The following is a 25,577-nucleotide window of genomic DNA, read 5'->3' as shown; positions in this document are numbered from 1 at the left end:
GCCCCCTGGGGGGAGGCGCGCAGCGCTTCGGGGGGGATAAAACCGCTCCAATGTTTTTCCGTTCTATCCGGAAGTACCGATGAATGCTCAGATCGCCCTGATACTCGGGCAGGACGGTATCACCAACGGCGCCATCTACGCGCTGCTGGCGTTGTCCATCCTGCTGGTCTTTACCGTTACCCGCGTGCTGTTCATCCCCCAGGGCGAGTTCGTCGCCTTCGGCGCGCTCACCATGGCCGCGCTGCAGGCCGGCAAGCCGGTGCTGCTGGTGTGGCTGCTGCTGGCCTTCGCCCTGGCTGAGGCCGTGGCCGACCTCATGGCCCGCGCCAAACGGCCCGGCCGCCGCGCGCCGTTGTGGCGCATCGGCGCCAAGGTGGCATACCCGCTGGTGCTGGCCGCGCTGTTCTACCGCCTGCCGCTGGCGCAACTGCCGATGGCGGTGCAGGCGCTGCTGACGCTGTTGCTGGTGGTGCCGATGGGCCCGCAGCTGTACCGCCTGTTCTACCAGCCGATCGCCTCGGCCTCGACGCTGGTGCTGCTGATCGTGTCGATCGCCGTGCACCTGGCGCTGGTGGGCCTGGGCCTGCTGGCCTTCGGCGCCGAGGGCGCGCGCACCGCGCCATTCAGCGACGCCAGCCTGACGCTGGGCCCGGTCAACGTCAACAGCCAGGCGCTGTGGGTGGTGGCGGTGTCGGCGCTGCTGATCGTGGTGTTGTACCAGTTCTTCGAGCGCTCGATGTACGGCAAGGCGCTGCGCGCCGCCGCCTTCAACCGGCTTGGCGCCCGCCTGATGGGCATTTCACCGGTGTTCGCCGGCAAGGCCACGTTTTTCCTGGCGGCGCTGATCGGCACCGTCTCGGGCATCCTGATCGCGCCCATCACCACCATGTATTTCGATTCCGGCTTCATGGTCAGCCTGAAGGGCTTCGTCGGCGCCATCATCGGCGGCCTGGTGAGCTACCCGCTGGCCGCCGCCGGCGCCGTGCTGGTCGGCCTGATCGAGGCCTTCTCCTCGTTCTGGGCCAGCGCCTACAAAGAGATCATCGTCTTCACGCTGATCATCCCCGTGCTGCTCTGGCGCTCCCTGAAAAGCCACCACGTCGAGGAAGAAGAAGAATGACCCCGCGCCACCTCGTCCTCGTATTCCTGGCGCTGCTGGCGGTCGCGCCGCTGGCGTTGCCGCCGTTCTACGTCACCCTGCTGAACTACATCGGCCTGTACGCCATGGTGGCGCTGGGGCTGGTGCTGCTGACCGGCGTCGGCGGCCTGACCAGCTTCGGCCAGGCCGCCTTCGTCGGCATCGGCGCCTACACCACCGCGCTGCTCACCACCCGCGCCGACGCCCTGCCCGCCTGGCTGGCGTGGCTGGGCGCCTCGCCCTGGCTGACGCTGCTGGCCGGCCTGCTGCTGACCCTGGTGGTGGCCTACCTGCTGGGCGCCATCACGCTCAAGCTGTCCGGCCACTTCCTGCCGCTGGGCACCATCGCCTGGGGCCTGTCGCTGTACTTCGCCTTCGGCTCGGTCGAAGGCCTGGGCGGCCACACCGGCATCCCGGACGTGCCCGCCATCAACCTGTTCGGCTGGTCGCTGACGCAGGGCGATGAGATCTACTACCTGATCTGGGCCTTCCTGCTGGTGGCCATGTGGTCGACCAGCAACCTGCTCGACTCGCGCGAGGGCCGCGCCATCCGCGCCCTCAAGGGCGGCCGCGTCATGGCCGAGTCCATGGGCGTGGACACGGCCCGCTCGCGCATGGTGATCTTCATCATCGCCGCGCTGCAGGCCTGCGCCTCGGGCTGGCTGTACGCGCACATGCAGCGCTTCGTCAATCCGAACCCGTTCGGCCTGCAGATGGGCATCGAATACCTGTTCATGACCGTCATCGGCGGCGCCGGCCAGGTCTGGGGCGCGCTGGTCGGCGCGGGCGTGTTCACGGTGCTCAAGCAATGGCTACAGGACTGGCTGCCCAAGCTGCTGGGCCAGACCGGCAACTTCGAGGTGATCGTGTTCGGCTTCGGCATGGTGCTGCTGCTGCACCGCTTCCGCGGCGGCCTGTGGCCGGTGCTGGCGCGCTGCGTGCCGGTGCGCAAGCGCCCGCGGCAGATCGACGGCCAGGCCGAGCCGCTGCCGCGCAAGCCCATGCCGCCGCGCGGCGAAGTGGTGCTGAAGGCGGTCGACGTGACCCGCAAGTTCGGCGGCCTGGTTGCCAACAACGCCATGAACCTGGAGATCCGCGCCGGCGAGATCCTGGCGCTGATCGGCCCCAACGGCGCCGGCAAGAGCACCATGTTCAACCAGATCTCGGGCGTAGACACGCCCACCTCCGGCCAGGTCACGCTGCTGGGCCAGCAAGTGGCCGGCGCCGGCGCGCGCCGCATCGCCCGCCTGGGCCTGTCGCGCACCTTCCAGCACGTGCGCCTGCTGGGCCGCATGAGCGTACTGGAAAACGTCGCCATCGGCGCCCACCTGCGCGGCCATCGCGGCGTGCTGCCGGCCGCCTGGCGGCTGGACCGCGCCGAGGAAGCCCGCCTGCTGGCCGAGGCCGCGCGCCAAGTCGAGCGCGTCGGCCTGGGCAAGCACCTGCACGACGAGGCCGGCTCGCTGGCGCTGGGCCAGCAGCGCATCCTGGAGATCGCGCGGGCGCTGGCGTCGGATCCCTGCATCCTGCTGCTGGACGAACCGGCCGCCGGCCTGCGCTACCAGGAAAAGCGCGAACTGGCCGAGCTGCTGAAAAAGCTGCGGGCCGAGGGCATGGCGATCCTGCTGGTCGAGCACGACATGGATTTCGTGATGGGCCTGGTCGACCGCGTGGTGGTGATGGACTTCGGCGAAAAGATCGCCGAGGGCCTGCCGGCCGAGATCCAGCACAACCCCGCGGTGCTGGAAGCCTATCTGGGCGGAGTGGAATGATGAGCGCGAAACTGCTGGAAGTGCGCGACCTGCGCGTGGCCTACGACAAGGTCGAGGCCGTCTCGGGCGTCAGCCTGTCGGTGGACGAGGGCAAGATCGTCACCGTGATCGGCCCCAACGGCGCCGGCAAGACCACGCTGCTGTCGGCCATCATGGGCGTGCTGCCCTCGCGCGGCGAGATCGTGTTCGGCGGCAAGCGCCAGGAACACGCCGAGATCGAGGAGATGGTGGCGGCCGGCATGAACCTGGTGCCGGAAAAGCGCGAGCTGTTCGCCGAGATGTCGGTCGAGGACAACCTGATGCTGGGCGCCTTCGACCGCTTCCGCCGCGGCCTGCGCGACCAGGACCAGACACTGGCCGAGGTCTACGACCTGTTCCCGCGCCTGCGCGAGCGCCGCGCGCAACTGTCGGGCACGCTGTCCGGCGGCGAACGGCAGATGCTGGCGGTGGGCCGCGCGCTGATGGCCAAGCCGCGCCTGCTGATGCTGGACGAACCCAGCCTGGGCCTGGCGCCGCGCATCGTGCGCGAAGTGTTCCGCATCGTCGAGCAACTGCGCGGCATGGGCGTGTCGATCCTGCTGATCGAACAGAACGCGCGCGCCGCGCTGCAGGTGGCCGATTACGCCTACGTGCTGGAAACCGGCAGCGTCACGCTGGAAGGCCCCGCCGCCCAGGTCGCCGAAGACCCGCGCGTGGTCGAGGTCTACCTGGGCCTGGGCCACGCCGCGCCGGCCTCGGCATAGCGTCGTCGCAAGGCGGCCGCGGCGAACGCCCGGCCGCCGTTCAGGCCACGCCGCGCCGCCGGTCGCGGCGGTACAGCGCGTAGCCCAGCGGCCACATCACCCCCACCATCAGCCGCGCCCACGGGTTGGTCAGGCGATAGGCCTGCAGCGCCGTCGGCACGCCGGAATGCTTCAGGTGCAGCCGGAAGCGGGTGTAGCGCGCCGCGGCCATGATGAACTCGCGCGGCCGGAAGCGGAAGAATTCCAGGTGATGCTGCAGCATGTCCCAGGCCAGCAGGTACAGGCCCTGGGCATTGTTGGCCACCGACGTCGTGCCCCGGCTCAGGCCGCCCGGGGTGTCGTGATAGGTGCGCACCACCTGGTTGATGAAGCGACTCAGGTAGCCGGCCCGCGCGATCGCCCACCACACCAGGCTCTCGGGCACGAAACCCGCCACGTTTTCGGGAAACGGATACTTCCTGAGGACGTCGGTGCGCATGCAGCCGAATTTCTCGCCCTTGATGCGGTAGCGGAAATACACGTCCACCGCCGTGCTGTCGAACACGTCCTGCGGATAGCGGTCGCCGACGATGCGGCCGTCGGGCCGGGCGCACAGGCCGGTCACCGCCACGTAGGAATCGCGCCGCGCCGGCGGAATGGCCTCCCAGGCCGCCTTGAACGTCGCCAGCGCCTCGGGCGGCATTTCGTCGTCGCTGTCGAGCGCCACGATCAACTGGCCGTGCGCTTCGCGCACGCCGCGGTTGAAGGCGGTTTTCTTGTGCTGGTTGTTCTGCCAGATGTAGCGAATGGGGAAACGGGCCCGCTGCTGCCAGTCGAGCACCGCTTCGTGGGTGTTGTCGGTGGAACCATCGTCCACGATCACCCACTCGAAATCCCGGAATGTCTGGCGGGATAGCGATTCGTACACCCTGTGCAGCGTCCCCGCCCGGTTGTAGGTGGGCGTCAGGACGGTGAAGAACGTCGGCGTATCGATCATGCGAACTGGGCCCCTTGGCGATTCCGGATAACCGCTGCGGTCTTGGTATGGTGTTTTCGCCTGAAGTGTAGGGGATATGCCCACGGCAACTGATGCCACGGCATGCAAATTTGCAATCAAATCTGACAAGGTGCGGATTCCCGGACTGATTCCCATCCGCCGCGCCGGCGTTGGGAGCGGCGCCGGAGTGGCGTAAACTCGGGCGGCCCACACCGGAACGCCTATGGAAGCCCCGACCGTCCAGCTCAACGACATTGCCCTGTTTGTAGAAGTCGCCAAGCGCAAGAGTTTCAGCCTGGCCGCCCGGGCGCTGAACATGCCGACCTCGACGCTGTCGCGGCGCATCAACGAGCTGGAACGCGCGATCGGCCTGCGCCTCATCAACCGCAACACCCGCCGCCTCGACCTGACCGAAGCCGGCGCGGCCTACATGAGCCGCTGCCAGGGCCTGATCGACGAGGCCCGCCTGGCGCACGAGCAACTTCAGGCGCTGTCGGGCGGCCCGTCGGGCAACCTGCGGGTGTCCATGCCCTACAGCCTGGCGATCTGGCTGCTGCCGGAAACGATCAACGATTTCACGGACCGCTATCCCGAGGTGGAGTGCGAGTTCGACCTGAGCATGATGACAGCGTCGGACGCCCAGGGCACGCCGTTCGACATCGTGCTGCGTTTCGGCCGCAACAGCGACTATCCGGTGGCCAACGCCGACAATGGCAACGGCGCCGCGCCCGCGCCCCGCAGCGACGGCGCGGTGGTGCAGGAGCTGGTGTCGCTGGACAACTATCTTTACGCGTCGGACCGCTATCTGGAACGTTTCGGCGAGCCGAAGACGCCGACGGACCTGACGCAGCACCAATGCCTGCGCACGACGATCGACGACGCCCATTCGTACTGGACGCTGCACAACGGCCGGGTAAGCGAGCAGGTGCCGGTGAGCGGGCATCTGGCGGCGAACAACATGAGCATCGCGGGGACGCTGGCGGGGCTGGATCTGGCGATCACGCGGATGCCGCATTGCCAGGCGCTGGATCCGATCATCAAGCGCAATTCGCTGCGGCGGGTGTTGCCGGGGTGGTCGGTGGATCCTATTTCCATCTATGTGGTTTATCCGTCGAGCATTCAGCCGGCCAAGACGCGGGCGTTCATGGATTTCATTCGACCTAAGTTGGGGCCGGCTGAGTAGTTTTCTTTTCTGGGCGGTGGGTTCTTTAGCCGCGCGTGGCGGGGGCGGTGCGGGAGGGCGGGGCTACGATTGCGGTCCGGAGCCTTCGCTCCGGACTCCCCCGTCGTCATCCTCGTACGCCTTCGGCTCCCTACGGATTCCCTCGGGCGCATCTACACGCCCCGCCCTCCCGCACCGCCCCCACCACGCGCTCATGATGAGACTCAACCTCGGACTTCGGGGCGGTCTGTGTGCTTGGCGTTCTGGTGACTATCAGGAGGGGGTGAGGAGGGTCTTGCGGGGCCCGCCGCAAGCCGGCCGCGCGGGCGGCCTTTTGCGGCTTACATGGTGTCTTGCGTCGAGGCGATGACGCTCTCGCGTGTGGACTCGACGCACGATCGGTCACGCCAAAACTGCGTGGAAACATCGCAACCATCCACCAATGAAACACCCTCCGCACCCCGACTGTTTGTGGGCGGCGCAAGCAACCGTCACGCGCAAGCCCGTGCCCACCGCGCCGCCCACCACCGCCCCTCCCCCCGAATTGGGACACACAAGAAAACCACCCTCCACCCGCGCGCAGCGCCTCCGCAACACCTTCAACCGAACCAACGCCAACTGCGGCCGCCCGCGCGGCCACAGTTGGCAACCCTGCAGGTTCCATGCCCTGCACACAGATCCAGCAGCGCGACAAACCCAGACGCACGTAGCCCCTCGGGCAGGCGGACCGGGTGGCGGGCAACCTTGATGCGCCCGAGGGAATCCGTAGGGAAGGCCGAAGGCCTGGACGAGGATGACGAAGGGGAAGTCCGGAGCGAACGCTCCGGACCGCAATCGTGGGCGCCCGCCACCCGGTCCGCCTGCCCGAGGGGCGACCTACGAAGCATCATTACGTCCCCGTTTAAAACCCCAGGGACCAGAAACCCACGGAAAAGCCTCAAATTGGCACCCACCCCACTTTCAGGCTAGAATGCCAAGTTACCCAATTCCCCCGCCAGCCCAGTATCCGGTTGTGCGGTCGGGTCGAAGCCCTGCGAAATGCATGACCAGCTTCGCCCCGCAAATCCGATTTCCGCAAATTCAACAGGAGAATCAACATGGCTGAACGCAAACGCGTGCGTCGCAACACCCTGGAACGCCGTTGCCTGGGCAAGGCCTTCAAGCGCTTGTTCGTCAAGTCGCCCAAGGGTGTGTTCAAGATGCTGGAAAAGATCAAGCGCGTCTAAATGACACGCCGGCCGCGCCAGGTTCCTGGCGTGCTGCCTGATCGAAAAAAATCCCCGCCTGGTGCAAACCGGCGGGGATTTTTCTTTGGGCCAGCGAATTCTGGGCCGTAAATATCGAGCCGGAGAATATCAATCAGCCCTTCAGCTTCGCCAACACATCCTCGGCGCGCGGCAACGGATTGACCGCGCCGTAGCCCAGCGTCGACAGCGCCGCCGCCACGTTGGCATAGCGCACCGCGTCGGCCCAATCGTCGCCCTGGCAGCGGCGCGCCAGCAGGCTGCCGGCGAAACAGTCGCCGGCGCCGGTCGCGTCCACCGCATCCACGCGCAGCGCCGCCATCGGCGTGCGGGTCTTGCCATCGTCGATGATGGAACCGTCCTTGCCCAGTTTCAGCACCACCACGCCCGTCGCGCCGGCGTCGCGGATCCAGTCCAGCGTGCGTTCGGGGTCGTCGTTGCCGGTCAGGTGCTGCATGTCGTCCATGCTCGGCAGGAACAGGTCGGCGTGGCACAGCGCCTCGCGCAGCACCGCGCGGGCCCGGTCCAGCGGCCACAGGCGCAGCCGCAGGTTCGAATCCAGGCTGACCTGCACGCCGGCCGCGCGGGCGCGGGCGATCGCGGCGAAGACCGTGTCGCAGGCGCTGGTGCTGATGGCCAGGCTGATGCCCGAGACATGCAGGAAACGGGCGCGCTCGATCAGGCCGCCATCGAGCGTGGCCGGCGTCATCAGGCTGGCGGCCGAGCCGCGGCGCAGGTAGCTGAAGGCGTGGCCGTCGGGGCCGTGCTGCACGAAGTACAGGCCGGTGTGCGCGGTGGCGTCGATCTCGACGCCCGAGATATCCACACCCTCTTCGCGCCACAGCGCCAGGAACTGCGCGCCGAAGGCGTCATCGCCGACGCGCGTCAGGTAGGCGCAGCGCGCGCCCTGGCGGGCCGCGGCGATGACGGCATTGGAGGTGTCTCCGCCGAAGCCCTGCAGGTATTGCTGATGGTCCTGGTGCGTCTGGTTCAGTTCGACCAGCGGCTCACCCAGCGCGACGATGTCGAAATCAGCCATGGGCGGCCTCGCGGGTGCGGGTGATCTGCGCCACCAGCGCGGCGGTGTCGCGCGCGGCGAAGGCGGCCTTGTCGTAGAGGTTGCTGCCGATGCCGACCAGGCCGGCGCCGGCGGCGAAGTACGACGCCATGTTCTCGGCCGTGACGCCGCCGGTGGGGCAGAACACCGTGTCCGGGTAGACCGACTTCAGCGCAGCCAGGTGCTTGGGACCGCCGGTGTCGGCCGGGAACACCTTGACCACGTCGACGCCGGCGCGGCGCGCGGCCAGCACTTCGGTGGGCGTGAAGGCGCCCAGCAGGCACAGGGCGTCGGCGGCGTGCGCCAGGTCGACGATCTCGGTGGCCAGGGCCGGCGACACCAGGAAGTCGGCGCCGGCCACCAGGGCCTCGCGCGCCTGGGTCTCGTCCAGCACCGTGCCCACGCCCAGCAGCAGCGCGGGGCCGTGCTTGTCGCGCAGCGCGCGCACCAGGTCGGTGACGCCGGGAATGGTCCAGGTCAGTTCCAGCGTGGTGCAGCCGGCGGCCACGGCCACCTCGGCGGCATAGGCCGCGGTGGCGGCGTCCTGGTAGCGCAGCACGGGCACCACCCGGGCGGCGAGCAAGGCGTCGAGCTTCGAGGCAAGGGGAGCAGCAGTCATGGCATTCCTTTCGGGACGGAGCGTTCAGGCGCCGCCGGATGGCAGCACGGCGAGTTTGGCGGCGGCCGCATCGCGCAGCCGCAGCAGGGGTTCGATATAGGCGGATTGCGGGTCATCGCGGCGCCGGAACATCAGCGTGCTGACGCTGACGCAGGCCACCGGCTGGCCGGCGGCATCGCGCAGCGCCACGCCATAGCAGACGATGCCGGGCTCGTTTTCCTCGTTGTCCAGGGCATAGCCCCGCGCCGCCGTCTCGGCCAGCGCCGCGCGCAGCGCGGGCAGGCTCGCCACGGTGCCGGGCATGCGCGATTCCAGCGGCAGGTCGCGCAGCAGGTGCTCGCGCGCCGGCTCGCCCAGCGCGGCCAGGTAGGCCTTGCCGACCGCGCTCGAATGCAGCGCCACCGCCGCGCCCACGCGCGAGGCCATGCGCACCGGGCCGGGGCTTTCGAGTTTGTCGATGTAGATCATTTCGGCGCCGGCCGGCACCGCCAGGTGCACGGTCTCGCCGGTCGCGTCGCGCAGCGCCTGCAGGTCGGCCGCCAATGTCGCGCGCAGGTCGAACTGCGACCAGGCGCGGCTGGCCAGGGCCAGCAGGCGCGGCCCCAGGCGGTAGGCGCCGTCGGTCTCGGCCACCATGCCCTGCTCGGCCAGCGCGGCCACGATGCGGTAGACGGTCGGCCGCGGATAGCCGCTGCTGCGCGCCAGCGCCGCCGCCGTGGGCGGCTGCGGCGCATCCGCCACCGCCTGCAACACCGTCATGAATTTGGCGAACGCCGCGGCGCCCGCCACCTTGGATTCCGACACGACCACCCCCACCTCGGGTAGATGCCCTGCGTTAACAATGCACCCGCAGAATGCACCAGGCAAACCGCGCTAATTTCAGACGAATCTGCGATACTGTTTATTTGTACAGCAGCGGAGCGCATGTTTGACCACATTGTGGACACATGCCTCACCATATAGGCAATTATTCCACATCGCCGCGCCCGGAACCAGCCACAGGCCGTCGTCCGGGGACGCGCCCTCCCTCAGGCTACGATACCGTCCATGAGCTCCCAAATCCGCATCGTTGGCGCCCGCCAGAACAATCTCAAGAACCTGGACCTGACCATCGCCACCGGCGAACTGGTCGTCGTGACCGGCGTGTCGGGGTCCGGCAAAAGTTCGCTGGCCTTCGATACCCTCTACGCCGAGGGCCAGCGCCGCTACGTGGAAACCTTCTCGCCCTATGCGCGCCAGTTCCTGGACCGCATGGACAAGCCGCAGGTGGACCGCATCGAGGGCATCCTGCCGGCCATCGCCATCGACCAGACCAACCCGGTGCGCAGCTCGCGCAGCACGGTCGGCACGATGACCGAGCTCAATGACCACATCAAGCTGCTGTTCGCGCGCGGCGCGCGGCTGCACTGCCGCGGCTGTGGCAAGGTGGTGCAGCGCGACACCCCGGAATCGATCTACCGCTCGCTGGCCGAGCGCTCGGCCGCCGCGGGCGATCCGCGCCTGGTGGTGACCTTCCCCATCGCCGTGCCGGCCAACTTCACCGAAGACGAAGTGCGCGGCTTCCTCGAGCAGCAGGGCTACACCCGCGTGCACGCCGAGGAAACCGCCGTGCCGAACGCCACCGCGCCGGCCAAGGGCGCCAAGAAGGAAAAGGGCAAGGCCAAGGCCGCCAACGAGGAACGCCGCATCCTGCACGTCATCCAGGACCGCTTCCGCTTCGCCGGCACCGAGCGCGAACGCGTGATGGAAGCGCTGGATACGGCATTGCGCATGGGCGCCGGCCACCTGGCCGTCTACGTCATGGACGCCGAAGGCGCCAACGCGCACACCTGGAAATTCAGCGACCGCCTGCACTGCGCCGACTGCAATATCGAATACACCGATCCGCTGCCCAGCAGCTTCTCGTTCAACTCGCCGCTGGGCGCCTGCGAGGCCTGCCGCGGCTTCGGCCGCGTGATCGGCATCGACTTCGGCCTGGTCATTCCCGACGAGAACAAGACCCTGCTGGAAGGCGCCATCAAGCCCTGGACCACGCCCTCGTACAAGGAATGCCAGGACGAACTGCAGAAGTACGCGCCGCGCGCCGGCGTTCCGCTCGGCGTGCCGTGGAAGAGCCTGAGCGAGGAGCACAAGCGCTGGGTGCTGTACGGCACGCCCGACTGGAAGGGCGGCAACGACGCCTGGAAGCACCAGTGGTACGGCGTGCAGCGCTTCTTCGACTGGCTCGAGACCAAGTCGTACAAGATGCACGTACGCGTGCTGCTGTCCAAGTACCGCAGCTACACGCCCTGCCCCACCTGCAACGGCGCGCGCCTCAAGCCCGACGCGCTGCTGTGGCGCCTGGGCACCAAGGCCGAGGCCGACGCCGTGCTGCCGCCGGAAGACGGCCGCTACAAGCGCTTCATGCCGGTCGGCGCCAACTGGAGCCGCGAGCAGCTCGACAACCTGGACGGCCTGTCGATCCATGACGTGATGCTGCTGCCCATCGAACGGGTGCGAACGTTCTTCGACAAGCTGTCATTCGAAGGCGCGCTCGACGCCGCCACCGACCTGCTCATGACCGAGGTGCGCGCGCGCCTGAAATTCCTGTGCGACGTCGGCCTGGGCTACCTGACGCTGGACCGCCAGAGCCGCACGCTGTCCGGCGGCGAAGTGCAGCGCATCAACCTGACCACCGCGCTCGGCACCTCGCTAGTGAACACGCTGTTCGTGCTGGACGAGCCGTCCATCGGCCTGCACCCGCGCGACATGCATCGCGTGGTCGAGGTCATGCACCGGCTGCGCAACGCCGGCAACACGCTGGTGGTGGTGGAGCACGACCCGCAGGTCATGGTGGCCGCCGACCGCATCATCGACATCGGCCCCGGCCCCGGCGAGCGCGGCGGCCAGATCGTGTTCGACGGCACGCCGGCGCAGTTGCGCGCGGCCCGCACGCTGACCGGCGACTACCTCGGCGGACGCCAGCGCGTCGAAGCGCCGCGCCCCATGCCCGTGGCGGCCAACACGCCGCGCCTGCTGCTCGAAGGCGTCAGCGCCCACAACCTGAAGAATGTCTCGGTCGAACTGCCGCTGGGCCGCCTGGTGTGCGTCACCGGCGTGTCCGGCTCGGGCAAGTCGACGCTGGTGCAGGACGTGCTGTTCCCCGCCCTGCTCAAGCAGAAGGGCAAGCCGTCGGAAGCGCCGGGCGCTTTCGAGCGCCTGCTGGGCGCCGAGCAGATCGCCGACGTCGTCATGGTCGACCAGACCCCGATCGGCAAGACCGCGCGTTCCAACCCGGCCAGCTACGTGGGCGCGTTCGACGCGATCCGCAAGCTGTTCGCGCAGGCGCCGCTGGCGCGTGAACGCGCCTACACCGCCGGCACCTTCAGCTTCAACGGCGGCGATGGCCGCTGCCCGACCTGCGGCGGCACCGGCTTCGAGCACGTCGAGATGCAGTTCCTGTCCGACGTCTACCTGCGTTGCCCCGATTGCGATGGCAAGCGCTTCCGCCCCGAAGTGCTGGAAGTGCGCGTCGAACACCTGGGCAAGAGCGCCTCGATCGACGAGGTGCTGGAAATGACCGTGAGCGAGGCGCTGGAGTTCTTCAAGGGCCTGCGCGACGTGCAGACCGGCCTGGCGCCGCTGGCCGACGTCGGCCTCGAATACGTGCGGCTGGGCCAGCCGGTGCCGACGCTGTCGGGCGGCGAGGCGCAGCGCCTGAAGCTGGCCGGCCACCTGGCCGAGGCGGCGCGCAGCGGCATCTCCACCGCCAAGGTCGCCAAGAAGGGCAGCCTGTTCCTGTTCGACGAGCCCACCACCGGCCTGCACTTCGATGACGTCGCGCGCCTGATGCGCGCCTTCCGCAAGCTGCTGGCCGCGGGCCACACGCTGCTGGTGATCGAGCACAACCTGGACGTGATCCGCGCGGCCGACTGGCTGATCGACCTGGGCCCCGAAGGCGGCGACGCCGGCGGCCTGGTGATCGGCGTCGGCACGCCGCAGGACCTGATGGCCAACCCCGCCTCGCACACCGGCGCGGCGCTGCGCGACTACGAAGTCAGCATCCTGCCGGCCGACGTGGTGGTCAGCAGCGACATCGACGCGCAGGAAGTCGAGCAGGCCGGCCTGACGGCCCGCATCGCCGAACCGGACGCCGCCTATGGCGCCGGCGAAGGCACGCCGCTGCAATCCATCATGCGCAAGCGCCGCCAGGACAACATGGCGATCGAGATCCGCAACGCGCGCGAGCACAACCTGAAGAACGTCAGCGTCGAGATCCCGCGCGACAAGTTCACCGTGATCACCGGCGTGTCCGGCTCGGGCAAATCGACCCTGGCCTTCGACATCCTGTTCAACGAAGGCCAGCGCCGCTACCTCGAATCGCTCAACGCCTACGCCCGCGCCATCGTGCAGCCGGCCGGCAAGCCCGACGTGGACGCCATCTTCGGCATCCCGCCGACCGTGGCCATCGAGCAGCGCACCAGCCGCGGCGGCCGCAAGTCGACCGTGGCCACGATGACCGAGATCCACCACTTCCTGCGCCTGCTGTACGTCAAGCTGGGCACGCAGTACTGCCCCGACTGCAACGTCGCGGTGGAACCGCAGAACACCGACCAGATCGTGGCGCGCCTGCTGCGCGAGCACAAGGGCGTGCACATCGGCCTGCTGGCGCCGCTGGTCACCGCGCGCAAGGGCTACTACACCGACCTGGCCAAGTGGGCCGGTTCCAAGGGCCACTCGCACCTGCGCGTCGACGGCGAGTTCATCCCGGTGGCGCCGTGGCCGCGCCTGGACCGCTACAAGGAACACACCATCGAACTGCCGGTGGCCGACGTGGTGGTCGACCCCGCCAACGAGGCCGAGCTGCGCGCCGCCGTCAAGAGCGCGCTGGAAAACGGCCAGGGCGTGATGTCGGTGGTGTGGCCGGTGAACAAGCTGCACGAAGCGCTCAACAGCGAACTGCAGCAACAGCATTTCTCGGTCAAGCGCGCCTGCCCGTCGTGCGGCACCAGCTTCCCCGAGCCCGATCCGCGCCTGTTCTCGTACAACTCCAAGCACGGCTGGTGCACCGGCTGCTTCGGCACCGGCCTGCAACTGCAGGGCTTCGACGAAGAGCAGACCGGCGAGGAAACCGCCTGGAACGCCTGGTACGAAGGCGAGGCCAAGGTCTGCACGCAGTGCGACGGCCAGCGCCTGAACCGGGTCGCCCGCGCCGTGCGCTGGCGCGACAAGTCGATCGCCGAACTGGCCTCGCTGCCGGTGTCGGACGCGCACACCTTCTTCACCGGCCTGGTGGCGCGCGGCCGCGAAGGCGAGATCGCCCGCGACATCCTCACCGAGATCCGCGGCCGCCTGAACTTCATGCAGGAAGTCGGCTTGAACTACCTGGCGCTGGACCGCGCCGCCCCCACCCTGTCGGGCGGCGAGGCGCAGCGCATTCGCCTGGCGGCGCAGCTGGGCTCCAACCTGCAGGGCGTCTGCTACGTGCTGGACGAGCCCACCATCGGCCTGCACCCGCGCGACAACCGCATCCTGCTGGACGCGCTGGCACGCCTGGAAGGCAACGGCAACACGCTGGTGGTGGTCGAGCATGACGACGACACCATCCGCCGCGCCTCGCACATCATCGACATCGGCCCCGGCGCCGGCATCCGCGGCGGCCGCGTGGTGGCGCAGGGCAGCGCGCAGGACCTGATCGACGCGCCCGAATCCGTCACCGGCCGCTACCTGGCCAAGCCGCTGCAACACCCGCTGCAGGGCCGCCGCCCGGTCGAGGCCGACACGCCGATGATCGAGATCAAGGGCGCGCGCCTGCACAACCTGCGCAGCGTCGACGCCAAGATCCCGGTCGGCCGCCTGAGCGTGGTCACCGGCGTGTCCGGCTCCGGCAAATCGACGCTGGCGCGCGAAGTGCTGCTGGACAACCTGATGCAGGCCGTCTCGCAGGGCAAGGCGCCCGGCTGGGCCGGCTGCGACAGCATCCGCGGCTGGGAAGCGATCGACCGCGTGCTGGAAGTGGACCAGACCCCGATCGGCAAGACGCCGCGCTCGTGCCCGGCGACCTACGTCGGCTTCTGGGACGACGTGCGCAAGCAGTTCGCCGACACCCGCGAAGCGCGCATGCGCGGCTGGACCGCGGCGCGCTTCTCGTTCAACACCGGCGACGGCCGCTGCCCGATCTGCGAAGGCCAGGGCATGCGCACCATCGAAATGAACTTCCTGCCCGACGTGAAGGTGCCGTGCGACGCCTGCAACGGCGCGCGCTTCAACAGCGACACCCTGAGCGTGCAGATGCGCGGCAAGAACGCCGGCGAACTGCTGTCCATGGAAGTCGATGACGCCATCGAATACTTCGCCGCCCATCCCAAGATCCACCGCCCGCTGCAGCTGATGCAGGACGTCGGCCTGGGCTACCTGACGCTGGGCCAGCCGTCGCCGACGCTGTCCGGCGGCGAGGCGCAGCGCATCAAGCTGGTGACCGAGCTGTCCAAGGCGCGCCTGACCGACGGCCTGATCAAGACCGGCCGCGCCTCGCGCATCCCGCACACGCTGTACGTGCTGGACGAGCCGACCGTGGGCCTGTCGATGGCCGACGTGGAAAAGCTGATCCACGTGCTGCACCGCCTGGTGGAAGCCGGCAACACGGTGGTGGTGATCGAGCATAATCTCGACGTCATCGCCGAAGCCGACTGGCTGCTGGACCTGGGCCCCGAAGGCGGCACCGGCGGCGGCAAGCTGGTGGCGCAGGGGTCGCCGGAACACGTCATGACCCTGAGCGACCACTCCCACACGGGCCGGGTGCTGACGGAGTTCCTGGCGCAACAGTAAAGAGAGTCATGCATTGTCGTTTTGAAGACCGGCTGGCCGGCCGCGCGCTGCGGCTGGACGGTTTCCACGCCCGCATCGAAGCGCGCGCGGCGGCCGAGGTCGGCCCCGCCCTGGCCGCCATCGACGCGGCGCGCCAGCGTGGGCACTGGGTCGCCCTGCTGCTGGACTACGAGCTGGGCGAATGGCTGCTGCCGGAAGCCACCCGGCCCGCGCCCGCCGGCCCCTGGACGGCGCCGCGGGACGACGGCCGGGCGCGCCTGACGGCGCTGGTGTTCGAACGCAAGATCGACGAGTCGCCGTGGGACGGCCCCGCGGCCGACAGCATCCCGGCCGCCCTCAGCCTGCCCGCGCCGCGCATGACCGAGGCCGGCTACGCGCGCCAGATCGAGGCCATCCGCGAGCTGATCGGCGCCGGCGAGCTGTACCAGGTCAACTACACCCAGCCGCTCGACGTGCAGTACCAGGGCGACGCGGCCACGCTGTACCGCCGTATCGCCGCGCGTAATCCGGTGGCGCACGGCGCCTACATCGAGGATGGCGCGCGCACGGTGCTGTCGTTCTCGCCCGAGCTGTTCGTGGCCCGCCGCGGCCCGCGCTTGACCACCCGCCCCATGAAAGGCACGGCGCCGCGCCACTCCGATCCGGCCGAGGATGAACGCCTGGGCCAGGCGCTGCTGGCCAGCGACAAGAACCGCGCCGAGAACCTGATGATCGTGGACCTGCTGCGCAACGACCTGGGCCGGCTGGCCGAGCCCGGCTCGGTCAAGGTCGAGGCGCTGTTCTCGCTGGAGCGCTACCCCACGGTCTGGACCATGACCTCGACCGTCTCGGCCCAGGCGCCGGACGCCACGCTTGAGGACGTGCTGCGCGCGCTGTTCCCCTGCGGCTCCATCACCGGCGCGCCCAAGGTCGCCGCCATGCGCCGCATCCGCCAGATGGAAACCGCGCCGCGCGGCCTGTATTGCGGCAGCATCGGCTGGCTGGCCCCCGACGGCGACTTCTCGCTCAACGTGGCGATCCGCACGCTGGTGCTGGACGCGGCCGGCCACGGCGTCTATAGCGTCGGCGGCGGCATCGTGCATGACTCCGACCCGGCCGAGGAATGGCAGGAATGCCACTGGAAGGCCCGCATCCTGCGCGCCTGAGTGCGCAATCCGTGTCCGCGGGGTAGGATAGAACCCGGCCCCGCCCGCCGCCGTCCGCCGTTTACCAGGAGCCCCCATGCAACCCGAACTGATCGAGACCATCCTGGTCGACGCCGAGCACCGCGTGCCCCTGCTGGCGCGCCACCTGCGCCGCCTGGAGCAGTCGTGCAAGGCGCTGGGCTACACCTGGGGCGGCAACGCGGTGCAAAGCGACATCATGATCGCCGCGCTCAGCCTGAACACCCCCGGCGCGCACCGCCTGCGCCTGCTGGTCGCGCGCGACGGCAGCCGCCACATCCAGACCGCCGTGCTGCCGCCGTTGCCGGCAGAGCAGGAAATCATGCTGGCGCCCGAGGCGCTGCGCTCGTCCGAACCGCTGCTGCGCTACAAGACCACCTACCGCCCCTGGTACACCAAGACCATCGAATGGCTGCCGGCCCATCCGCACATCTTCGACCTGGTCTACCTGAACGAACGCGGCGAACTGTGCGAAGGCAGCCGCAGCAACGTCTACCTGCGCCTGGACGGCGACTGGTACACCCCGCCGGTCGACAGCGGCTGTCTGCCCGGCGTGCAGCGCGCCGAATTGCTCGACACCGGCAACGTCACGGAACGCGTGCTGACCCTGGCCGACCTGCACGCCGCCGACGAAATCCGCCTGTCCAACGCCCTGCGCGGCTGGTTCACCGTCACCCTGCGCGAAACCTGAGTCCCGCCGGCCCCGGAACGACGCCGATTGCCAAACCGGCGAGCCTGAAGAATAATTGATACTCATTCTTATTGATTATTCGACGTTGGCGGCGTCTCCATCGTGTTATCCCCCCCGCGCGCGGCATCCCCTGATATCGAAGTCCTCTACAGCGACCACCACGGCTGGCTGCAGGACTGGCTGCGCCGCCGCCTGGGCAATGCCTTCGACGCCGCCGACCTGGCGCACGACACCTTCCTGCGGGTGCTGCGCAACCTCGAACCGATCCGCGAGCCGCGCGCCTACCTCACCACCATCGCCCATGGCCTGGTGGTGAACCACTGGCGGCGCCAGGACCTGGAACGCGCCTACCGCGACACGCTCGCCACCGTGGCCGACACCCTGGCGCCCTCGCCCGAGGAAGGCGCGCTGCTGCTGGACGCCCTCTGCGAGCTCGACGCGCTGCTGAACCAGCTCAACCCCAAGGCCCGCGCCGCCTTCCTGCTGTCGCACCTCGAGGGCTACACCTACCTCGAGATCGCCGCGCGCCTGGAGGTGTCCGAACGCATGGTCAAGAAATACATGGCGCAGGCGATGCTGCATTGCCTGACCGCCGGCCAGACGCCCGCGCCATGAGCGCCGCCGCGCCCAGCTTCCAGGTGCTGCAGCAGGCCGCCGAGTGGTATGCGGCGCTGGGCGCGCCGTCGGTCGACGCCGCCGAACGCCAGCGCTGGCGGCAATGGCACGACGCCGATCCGGCCCACCAGCAGGCCTGGCGCCAGGTCGAGGCCATCAGCGGCAAATTCCTCGACCTGCCGGGCGGCAACAAGCCCATGGCGCGCCGCCTGCTGGACGCCGCCGCGGCCGGCCAGGCCCGCCGCCGCCTCACCCTGAAGACCCTGACGCTGCTATGCGGCGCCGGCTTCGGCGCCTGGGGCGCATCGCGCGCCCTGCCCTGGCGCCAGTGGGCCGCCAGCCATCACACCGCGCTGGGCGAGCGCCGCCAGGTCCGGCTGGCCGATGGCGCCGTCATCTGGCTCAACACCGACAGCGCGATCGACGTCGACTACGGCCCCGACCTGCGCCGCATCAAGCTGGTGGCGGGCGAGATCCTGGTCGCCACCGCGCCCGACAACCAGTCCCCCGCGCGCCCCTTCGTGGTCGATACGGCCCAGGCGCGGCTGCGCGCGCTGGGCACGCGCTACAGCGTCTACCAGCAGGACGGCGCCAGCGTGGTCGCCGTGTTCGAGGGCGCGGTGCGCATCGAGCCCACGACCGCCGGCGCCGCAGGCGGTATCCTGCATGCCGGCGAGCAGGCCCGCATCACCCGGGCGGGCGCCACGCCCGCCGAAACCGCCGCCCTGGCGCGCCCCTCCTGGGCCGACGGGCTGCTGGTGGCCGAGAACATGCGATTGGGCGATTTCGTGGCCGAGCTGTCGCGCTACCGCCGCGGCTACCTGGGCTGCGCGCCGGAAATCGCCGACCTGCGCATCGTCGGCACCTACTCGACGGCGGATACCCAGCAGGCCCTGGCCACCCTGGAAGCGACGCTGCCGCTGCGGATACGCACGCCCATGCCCTGGTGGACCGTGCTCGAACCCAGGTAGCGCCGGCCGCGATGCGCCGCGCGTTGCCCGCGAGGTTCCCCTTTTTTCGTCGTCGATTGGCATACGGGGTGAAGCCACACCCTTTCACCTCCCGTCGACCTATGCCATCCCGCTCCCAGCCCTTCCCGCGCCACCGCGCCCCCTTCCGCCAACCGGCCGCCACGGCGCTCGTCGCCGCCCTCGCCACCGCATTCATCACCCTTTCGCCGCTGGGCGCCGCGCCGGCCCGGGCCCAGAGCGCCCCCGCCGCCGCGGCCGAGCGCGACTACGACATCGCCGCCGGCGACCTGAGCCGCGTGCTGACCGAGTTCGCGGTGCAGGCCGGCATCCAGGTCTCGGTCGACGCCGCGCTGACCGCCGGACGCCAGAGCCCCGGCGTGCGCGGGCGGCAGTCGCCCTGGTCCGGGCTGAACGCGGTGCTGGCCGGCACCGGCCTGCAACCGGTGCGGCGCGGCAATGCCTTCGGCGCGCGCCTGGCGCCCGCCGGCGACGCCGTCACGCTGCCCAGCGTCACGGTGCAGGGCAGCGCCACCGCCGCCTTGCAGCAGGAAGGCACCGCCAGCGACGGCTATCGCGCCACCACGGTGTCCGCCGCCGGCGCGCTGGGCGGCATGGAGCTGCGCAATACGCCCTATTCCTTCAGCGTGGTGACGCGCGACCTGCTGCAGAACGTGCAGGCGCAATCGCCCGACGACGTCTACCGCATCAACCCGTCCACCCTGACGCAGACGCCGCAACTGAGCGGCTGGGCGCCGATGGTCAAGATCCGCGGCTTCAACAGCTATGATCGCGCCGAAGACGGCCTGCGCCGCTCGTACGGGTTCGCCACCTCGCTGGAAGACAAGGAGAGGGTCGAGGTCCTGAGCGGCCTGTCGGGCTTCCTGTACGGCGCGGCCTCGCCCGGCGGCATGGTCAACTATGTCAACAAGCGCCCGACTCCTGACCGTCTGAACAGCATCACGGTCGGCAACTACGGCGGCAGCCAGTACTACGTGCATGGCGACTTCGGCGGCCCGATCGACGACAACGGCAAGGTCGGTTACCGCGTCAACCTGGTGCGCCAGAACGGCGACACCGCCGTCGACGACCAGAAGATCGACCGCACCCTGGCCAGCCTGGCGCTGGACTTCAACATCACCGACCGCTTCAAGCTCGAGCTGGGCGCCTCGTACAGCGACTACAAGATGCAGTCACCCACGGCGTACTGGTTCGTCGGTGAAGGCGTCTCCCGTCCCAAGGCCCCGGATTCCAGCAAGGATTGGGGCCAGCCCTGGATCCGCGACGAAACGGAAAGCCGCAAATGGATGGCGCGCATGACCTACGAGGCCAGCGACCACCTGACGCTGCGGGTCGCGCACCTGCGCGAATACCAGGACCGTCCGGTCCAGTACCACACCATGAATTCGATACGGCCCAATGGCCAATACGTGCAGCTGCGGCAGAAGGTCGGCGAGACCAAGACCGAGTCCGAAGCCTGGCAGGCGCTGGCCGACATTTCGTTCGACACCTGGCAGGTCGGCCACAAGATCACGCTGGGCTACTACGGCTACATGGACAAGCAGTGGCAGAACACCTACTTCCCCAATACCGGTTACGTCGGCCCGTACAGCCTGGACTCGCCGACCCACGTGCCCGAGCCGGCCTGGCCGTCCGACGCGTCCAAGCGCACCTATTACGCCAGCCGCATCCGCAACGACAACTTCATGATCGGCGACCTGGTCCGCTTCAACGATCAGTGGTCCGCGCTGGTCGGCATCAACCGCAGCACCATCAAGTCGATGGAACGCGACGCCAACGGCGCGCCCGGCCAGCCGGACTATGACCGTGGCCGCAACTCGCCCAATGCCTCGCTGATGTTCTCGCCCACCCCGTGGCTGACCACCTACGCCACCTACATCGAAGGCCTGGAGCAAGGCGGCGTGGCGCCCGACGAGGCCGTCAACCGCCTGCAGGTGCTGCCGCCGATGCGCAGCAAGCAGCGCGAACTCGGCATCAAGGCCGAGCTGGGCGGCTTGCTGGTGAGCGGCGCGCTGTTCGACATCGAAAAGGCCTACGAGTATTCCAACAACGCCAACCTCTACGTGCAGGACGGCATCCAGCGCCATCGCGGCGCCGAGGTCTCGGCGGTGGGCAAGGCGACCGACGCATGGACCATCATGGGCGGCGTGACGCTGCTCACCGCCCGCGTCGAAGGCAGCGCCAACGACGGCAATGCGCCCATCAACGTGCCGAAGGTCATGGCCAAGCTGTATTCCGAATACGCCCTGCCCTTCGCGCCCGGCCTGAGCCTGACGGGCGGCGTCTATTTCGTCGGCCAGCAATACGCCACGGCCAGCAACAACAGCCGGCTGCCGTCGTACACCACCTTCGACCTGGGCCTGCGCTACGCCACCAAGGTCACCGGCCGCCCCGTCACGTTGCGCCTGAACGTCAACAACGTCGCCAACCGCGACTACTGGCTCAACAGCTACTACCTGGGCAGCCCGCGCAGCGTCGCGCTGTCGGCGCAGATGCAGTTCTGAAGCGCGCCGCTAGTCCGCGAACTGCTCCACCACCACCTGCCGCAGCCATTGATTGGCCGGCTCGCGGTGGTTGCGGGCATGCCAGAACACGTTGATGACGGACTCCGGGATCTTCACCGGACAGGGCGCGGTGGCCAGGCCGAACGGCTTGCAGGCGCAATCGGCGAAACGGCGCGGCACCACCGCGATCATGTCGGTGGCCTGCAGCACCGGCCCCACCGCCATGAAGTGCGGCACCGTCAGGCGCAGGCGCCGGCGGATGCCGGCCTGTTCGATGACCTGGTCCACCACGCCGTGGCCGGTGCCCTCGGACACGATGGCGACATGCTCGGCGGCGCGGAACTGCCGCGCCGACACCCCGGTGCGCGCCAGCGGGTGATCCTGGCGGAAGATGCACACATAGGGCTGGCGGAACAGCCGGCGCTGGAAGAAGCCGTGCTTCAGCCCCGGCAGGAACCCCATCGCCAGGTCGATGCGGCCGCGCTCCATCTCGTCCTTCACGTCGATCGAGGTGGTGCGCACCGTGCGGATGGTGACGCCGGGCGCGGCGCCGTCCAGGGCCCGCATCAGGCGCGGCAGGAAATAGGTTTCACCGACGTCGTTCACGCCGATGACGAAAGCCCGCTCGCTGCGCGCCGGATCGAAGCTGGCGCGGGCGTTGAGCGTGCCGTGCAGCGCCGCCAGCGCGTCGGCGATCGGCTGCGCCAGCGCCTCGGCGTACGGCGTGGGCACCATGCCGCGCGAGGTGCGCAGGAACAGTTCGTCGCCCAGCAGCTTGCGCAGCCGCCCCAACGCGTTGCTGACCCCGGGCTGCGAGATGCCCAGGTTCTGCGCCACCGCCGACACCCGGCCGTGCTTGCACAGCTCGTTGAACACGACCAGCAGGTTCAGGTCCATGTCTTGCAGGTTCATGCTTGTCTCCACCAATATTTATTTTGGTGATTGTTGTCATCATCCAGATTCTATTTATTTATTTCACACCCTGGCCGATGATGCAACAAACGCCTGCGCCCATGTCGCGCGGGCCCCGATGGATGAAGGAGACACCCATGCGCCATCCCCCCGCCCCGCCCTGTAGGCGCGGCCGCCTCGCCGGAGGCCGCCGATGAACACTCCCGAACAGCCGCTGTCGTTCGTGCCGCCCTGGCAGGGCGACGGCAGCCACCGCATTCCCTTCGGCGTCTATACCGACGCCGCCCTGCACCAGCGCGAGCTGGAGCGCTTCTTCTATCGCGGCCACTGGAGCTACGTCGGCCTGGAAGCGGAAATCCCCAACCCCGGCGACTTCAAGCGCACCGCCGTGGGCGAGCGCTCCGTCATCCTGCTGCGCGACAACGACGGTCAGGTGCGGGTGGTGGAGAACGTCTGCGCCCACCGCGGCGTGCAGTTCTGCCGCGAACGTTCCGGCAACCGCAGCGAGTTCGTCTGCCCCTACCACCAGTGGAACTACGACCTGCAGGGCAACCTGATCGGCGTGCCGTTCCGCCGCGGCGTCAAGCAGGACGGCCGCGTCAACGGCGGCATGCCGCCCGACTTCAAGCCCGAGGAACATGGCCTGACCAAGCTGGCCGTGGCCTGCCGCAACGGCGTGGTGTTCGCCTCGTTCGACCACGACGTCGAGCCGCTGGAAGACTACCTGGGCCCGGACATCCTGCACTACTTCGACCGTGTCTTCGACGGCCGCCAGCTGGTGATCCACGGCTACAGCCGCCAGCGCATCCCGGGCAACTGGAAGCTGATGCAGGAAAACATCAAGGACCCGTACCACCCGGGCCTGCTGCACACCTGGTTCGTCACCTTCGGCCTGTGGCGCGCCGACAACCGTTCGGAACTGAAGATGGACCGCCACTTCCGCCACGCGGCCATGATCTCGACCCGCGGCCAGGGCGGCAAGGGCAGCGTCACCAGCGGCGTGTCCAGCTTCAAGGAGCAGATGACGCTGAACGACGACCGCTTCCTGGACATCGTGCCGGAACCCTGGTGGAACGGCCCCACCGCCGTGCTGATGACGCTGTTCCCCAGCGTCATCATCCAGCAGCAGGTCAACTCGCTGTCGACGCGCCACATCCAGCCGGTGGGCCACGACGCCTTCGACTTCGTCTGGACCCACTTCGGTTTCGCCGACGACACGCCCGAGATGACGCAGCGCCGCCTGCGCCAGGCCAACCTGTTCGGCCCCGCCGGCTTCGTGTCGGCGGACGACGGCGAAGTCATCGAGTTCTCGCAATCCGGCTTCACGCAGAAGCCCTGGCACCGCAGCGTGGCCGAGCTGGGCGGCAAGACCGCCGAGAACACCGACCACATGGTGACCGAAACCCTGATCCGCGGCATGTACGCCTATTGGCGCCGCGTGATGGAAGCGCGCGAGGAGGCCTGAAGATGCTGGACTTTCCCCTCTACTACCAGCTGACCCGGCTGTACGCCGACTACGCCGCCGCCCTCGACGCCGAACAGTGGGAGCAGTGGCCCGAGTTCTTCCTGGAGGACTGCGTCTACAAGGTGCTGCCGCGCGAGAACCACGAGCGCGGCTATCCGCTGGCGACCATGTCGTTCGAGAGCCGCGGCATGCTCAAGGACCGCATCTACGGCGCCACCGACACCATCTTCCACGACCCCTACTACCAGCGTCACGTGGTCGGCGCCCCGCGCGTGCTGTCGGTGAAGGGCGACCGGATCGAATCGGAAGCCAACTACGCGGTGTTCCGCACCAAGCCGAACCAGCTGACCACGGTCTACAACGTCGGCCGCTACCTGGACGTGATCCGGCAGACGCCCGACGGGCTGAAGTTCGAGTCGCGCCTGTGCATCTTCGACAGCGAGTTGATCCCGAATTCGCTGATCTACCCCATCTGACAAGGACTCCAGGACATGACCACGAACTGGATCAAGGCCATCGCGTTGGCCGACGTGCCGGACGAGGACGTGATCGCCGTGCAGGCGGGCGACCGCGAGATCGCGCTGTACGGCGTGGAAGGCAACGTCTACGCCACCGACAACCTCTGTACGCACGGCAATGCGCGCCTGTGCGACGGCTTCCTGACGGGCCACGAGATCGAGTGCCCGCTGCACCAGGGCCGCTTCGACGTGCGCGACGGCCGCGCGCTCTGTTCGCCGCTGCGCGACAACCTGGCGACCTACCCGGTCAGGATCGAGGACGGCGTGGTGTTCGTGGCGCTGTGAGCATGGCGCGGCGCCGCAAGCGTGGCGCCGCGGCCCGCCATTCCGAACCGGGCGGCGCCAGTCCCCGCCTTACAGCGCCAGCCGCAAGGCCTCGTTGGCGGCCGCCATGCCCATGGCGGCGGTCACGGTGACCACCGAACCATAGCCGGCGCAGGACAACCCCTGCGGCGCCACGGCCTGCCCCGAAGCGCCCATATCGTCCTCGGCCTCGGCCTGCCGCGTCCATTCGTCGGGCAGGATGGCGGGCTGGTCGAACCACAGGGCATGGATGCCCATCTTCGGCACGCGCTTGAGCGCCTTGCCGTTCTTGTCGGACGCCCGCGGAAACCCATGCTCGCGCCGCAGCTTGTTGCGCAGCTTGGACAGCAAGGCGTCGTTGACGGCCGCCGACAGGTCGCCGGCGCGCAATGCCAGCGGATCGGTCTTGCCGCCCGCGCCGCCGCACAACAGCATCGGAATCCCCAGCGCCCGCGCATGCAGGATCATGGCGATCTTGGCGGCGGCCTGGTCGGTGCAGTCGATGATGGCGTTGTAGGGACCGGGCAGCACTTGCCCGACGTTCTCCGGCGACACGAAATCATCGACGCGCGTCAGCCGGCACTCGGGATTGATGGCCAGGACGCGCTCGGCCATGGCATCCACCTTGGATTGCCCCAGGGTCTGCGTCAGGGCGTGGATCTGCCGGTTCACGTTGGATTCGGCGATGTGGTCCAGGTCGATCAGCGTCAGGGCGCCGACGCCGCAACGGGCCAGCGCTTCGACGGTCCAGGAGCCGACGCCTCCCAGCCCGGCGACGGCGATGTGGGCGTTTTGCAGGCGCGCCGGGGCATCGGGGCCGTAGAGGCGGGACAGGCTGCCGAAGCGGCGGGCGATGTCGGCTTTTTCTTGGGGGGTGTTCATGGGCGCCTATTTTATAT

General features: G+C 68.8%; 20 protein-coding genes. 14 read left to right on the top strand and 6 right to left on the bottom strand.

The features are described from left to right. Positions 1-79 precede the first annotated feature (79 nt). Genes AC1HFW_RS29580 through AC1HFW_RS29570 form a run of 3 tightly spaced genes read left to right on the top strand, consistent with a single transcriptional unit; the run spans position 80 to position 3,653 of the window. Positions 80-1,120, top strand: a complete 1,041-nt coding sequence (locus AC1HFW_RS29580) for a branched-chain amino acid ABC transporter permease (protein ID WP_061072340.1) — start codon at positions 80-82, stop codon at positions 1,118-1,120. Continuing rightward, the gene (locus AC1HFW_RS29575) at positions 1,117-2,910 is read left to right on the top strand and encodes a branched-chain amino acid ABC transporter ATP-binding protein/permease (RefSeq protein ID WP_479286212.1); all 1,794 of its coding nucleotides are present in this window, start codon (positions 1,117-1,119) and stop codon (positions 2,908-2,910) included. Before AC1HFW_RS29580 ends, AC1HFW_RS29575 begins: the two co-directional genes overlap by 4 nt. After that, positions 2,910-3,653, top strand: a complete 744-nt coding sequence (locus AC1HFW_RS29570) for an ABC transporter ATP-binding protein (RefSeq protein ID WP_061072342.1) — start codon at positions 2,910-2,912, stop codon at positions 3,651-3,653. Before AC1HFW_RS29575 ends, AC1HFW_RS29570 begins: the two co-directional genes overlap by 1 nt. A gap of 40 nt (positions 3,654-3,693) precedes the next feature. Here AC1HFW_RS29570 and AC1HFW_RS29565 read toward each other — a convergent pair whose 3' ends face one another. Then, entirely contained in the window at positions 3,694-4,629 is a 936-nt protein-coding gene (locus AC1HFW_RS29565; RefSeq protein WP_061072343.1) for a glycosyltransferase family 2 protein, read from the bottom strand. Positions 4,630-4,852: 223 nt separating this feature from the next. On the opposite strand from AC1HFW_RS29565, the gene AC1HFW_RS29560 reads away from it, so the two are divergent. After that, a complete protein-coding gene (locus tag AC1HFW_RS29560) occupies positions 4,853-5,812 on the top strand; it encodes a LysR family transcriptional regulator (protein ID WP_006393113.1) in 960 nt (319 codons plus the stop codon). A gap of 1,076 nt (positions 5,813-6,888) precedes the next feature. Then, positions 6,889-7,017, top strand: a complete 129-nt coding sequence (locus AC1HFW_RS29555; protein WP_006226408.1) for a hypothetical protein — start codon at positions 6,889-6,891, stop codon at positions 7,015-7,017. Between the two features lie 133 nt (positions 7,018-7,150). Here AC1HFW_RS29555 and AC1HFW_RS29550 read toward each other — a convergent pair whose 3' ends face one another. The 3 genes from AC1HFW_RS29550 to AC1HFW_RS29540 are packed head-to-tail and all read right to left on the bottom strand — an operon-like array spanning position 7,151 to position 9,515. Beyond that, on the bottom strand, positions 7,151-8,074 hold the full coding sequence (locus tag AC1HFW_RS29550) for a sugar kinase (RefSeq protein WP_479286210.1): 924 nt from the start codon (positions 8,072-8,074) through the stop codon (positions 7,151-7,153). Further along, positions 8,067-8,711 carry a bifunctional 4-hydroxy-2-oxoglutarate aldolase/2-dehydro-3-deoxy-phosphogluconate aldolase gene (locus tag AC1HFW_RS29545; RefSeq protein WP_035360020.1) on the bottom strand — a complete coding sequence of 215 codons (645 nt, stop codon included), beginning with the start codon at positions 8,709-8,711 and terminating at the stop codon, positions 8,067-8,069. Before AC1HFW_RS29545 ends, AC1HFW_RS29550 begins: the two co-directional genes overlap by 8 nt. 24 nt (positions 8,712-8,735) lie before the next feature. Then, on the bottom strand, positions 8,736-9,515 hold the full coding sequence (locus AC1HFW_RS29540) for an IclR family transcriptional regulator (RefSeq protein WP_050813218.1): 780 nt from the start codon (positions 9,513-9,515) through the stop codon (positions 8,736-8,738). Between the two features lie 243 nt (positions 9,516-9,758). Between AC1HFW_RS29540 and uvrA the strand changes: the two genes are divergently transcribed. From uvrA to AC1HFW_RS29510, 6 genes are all read left to right on the top strand, one after another. Then, positions 9,759-15,518, top strand: a complete 5,760-nt coding sequence (uvrA, locus tag AC1HFW_RS29535) for an excinuclease ABC subunit UvrA (RefSeq protein ID WP_479286208.1) — start codon at positions 9,759-9,761, stop codon at positions 15,516-15,518. Positions 15,519-15,526: 8 nt separating this feature from the next. Then, positions 15,527-16,663 (top strand): aminodeoxychorismate synthase component I, encoded by a 1,137-nt coding sequence (locus AC1HFW_RS29530; protein WP_479286206.1) that lies wholly within the window; start codon positions 15,527-15,529, stop codon positions 16,661-16,663. Between the two features lie 76 nt (positions 16,664-16,739). Then, positions 16,740-17,372 (top strand): aminotransferase class IV family protein, encoded by a 633-nt coding sequence (locus tag AC1HFW_RS29525; protein WP_006393107.1) that lies wholly within the window; start codon positions 16,740-16,742, stop codon positions 17,370-17,372. A 102-nt stretch (positions 17,373-17,474) separates the two neighbouring features. Further along, entirely contained in the window at positions 17,475-17,987 is a 513-nt protein-coding gene (locus AC1HFW_RS29520; protein ID WP_241073324.1) for a sigma-70 family RNA polymerase sigma factor, read from the top strand. Then, positions 17,984-18,958, top strand: coding sequence for a FecR domain-containing protein (locus AC1HFW_RS29515; RefSeq protein WP_479286205.1), 975 nt, complete (start codon positions 17,984-17,986; stop codon positions 18,956-18,958). Before AC1HFW_RS29520 ends, AC1HFW_RS29515 begins: the two co-directional genes overlap by 4 nt. A gap of 101 nt (positions 18,959-19,059) precedes the next feature. Further along, the gene (locus AC1HFW_RS29510) at positions 19,060-21,480 is read left to right on the top strand and encodes a TonB-dependent siderophore receptor (protein ID WP_479286204.1); all 2,421 of its coding nucleotides are present in this window, start codon (positions 19,060-19,062) and stop codon (positions 21,478-21,480) included. A 9-nt stretch (positions 21,481-21,489) separates the two neighbouring features. On the opposite strand, the gene AC1HFW_RS29505 is transcribed toward AC1HFW_RS29510, so the two are convergent. Beyond that, positions 21,490-22,392 carry a LysR family transcriptional regulator gene (locus tag AC1HFW_RS29505; protein WP_006393105.1) on the bottom strand — a complete coding sequence of 301 codons (903 nt, stop codon included), beginning with the start codon at positions 22,390-22,392 and terminating at the stop codon, positions 21,490-21,492. A 193-nt stretch (positions 22,393-22,585) separates the two neighbouring features. Here AC1HFW_RS29505 and AC1HFW_RS29500 point away from each other — a divergent pair, with 193 nt between their 5' ends. From AC1HFW_RS29500 to AC1HFW_RS29490, 3 genes are read left to right on the top strand one after another with little or no spacing between them, the layout of a single operon-like run. Then, positions 22,586-23,857, top strand: coding sequence for an aromatic ring-hydroxylating dioxygenase subunit alpha (locus AC1HFW_RS29500; protein WP_479286203.1), 1,272 nt, complete (start codon positions 22,586-22,588; stop codon positions 23,855-23,857). Between the two features lie 2 nt (positions 23,858-23,859). Then, positions 23,860-24,333 (top strand): aromatic-ring-hydroxylating dioxygenase subunit beta, encoded by a 474-nt coding sequence (locus AC1HFW_RS29495; protein WP_006393100.1) that lies wholly within the window; start codon positions 23,860-23,862, stop codon positions 24,331-24,333. 15 nt (positions 24,334-24,348) lie between these two features. Then, positions 24,349-24,660 carry a non-heme iron oxygenase ferredoxin subunit gene (locus tag AC1HFW_RS29490; protein WP_006393099.1) on the top strand — a complete coding sequence of 104 codons (312 nt, stop codon included), beginning with the start codon at positions 24,349-24,351 and terminating at the stop codon, positions 24,658-24,660. 69 nt (positions 24,661-24,729) lie between these two features. Here AC1HFW_RS29490 and AC1HFW_RS29485 read toward each other — a convergent pair whose 3' ends face one another. Beyond that, on the bottom strand, positions 24,730-25,560 hold the full coding sequence (locus AC1HFW_RS29485; RefSeq protein WP_006393098.1) for a tRNA threonylcarbamoyladenosine dehydratase: 831 nt from the start codon (positions 25,558-25,560) through the stop codon (positions 24,730-24,732). Between the last annotated feature and the right edge of the window lie 17 nt (positions 25,561-25,577).

Source organism: Achromobacter sp. ISS7, assembly GCF_056523125.1.
Note: the sequence above shows the minus strand (reverse complement) of the source record. Positions and strands in the feature narration are given on the sequence as shown.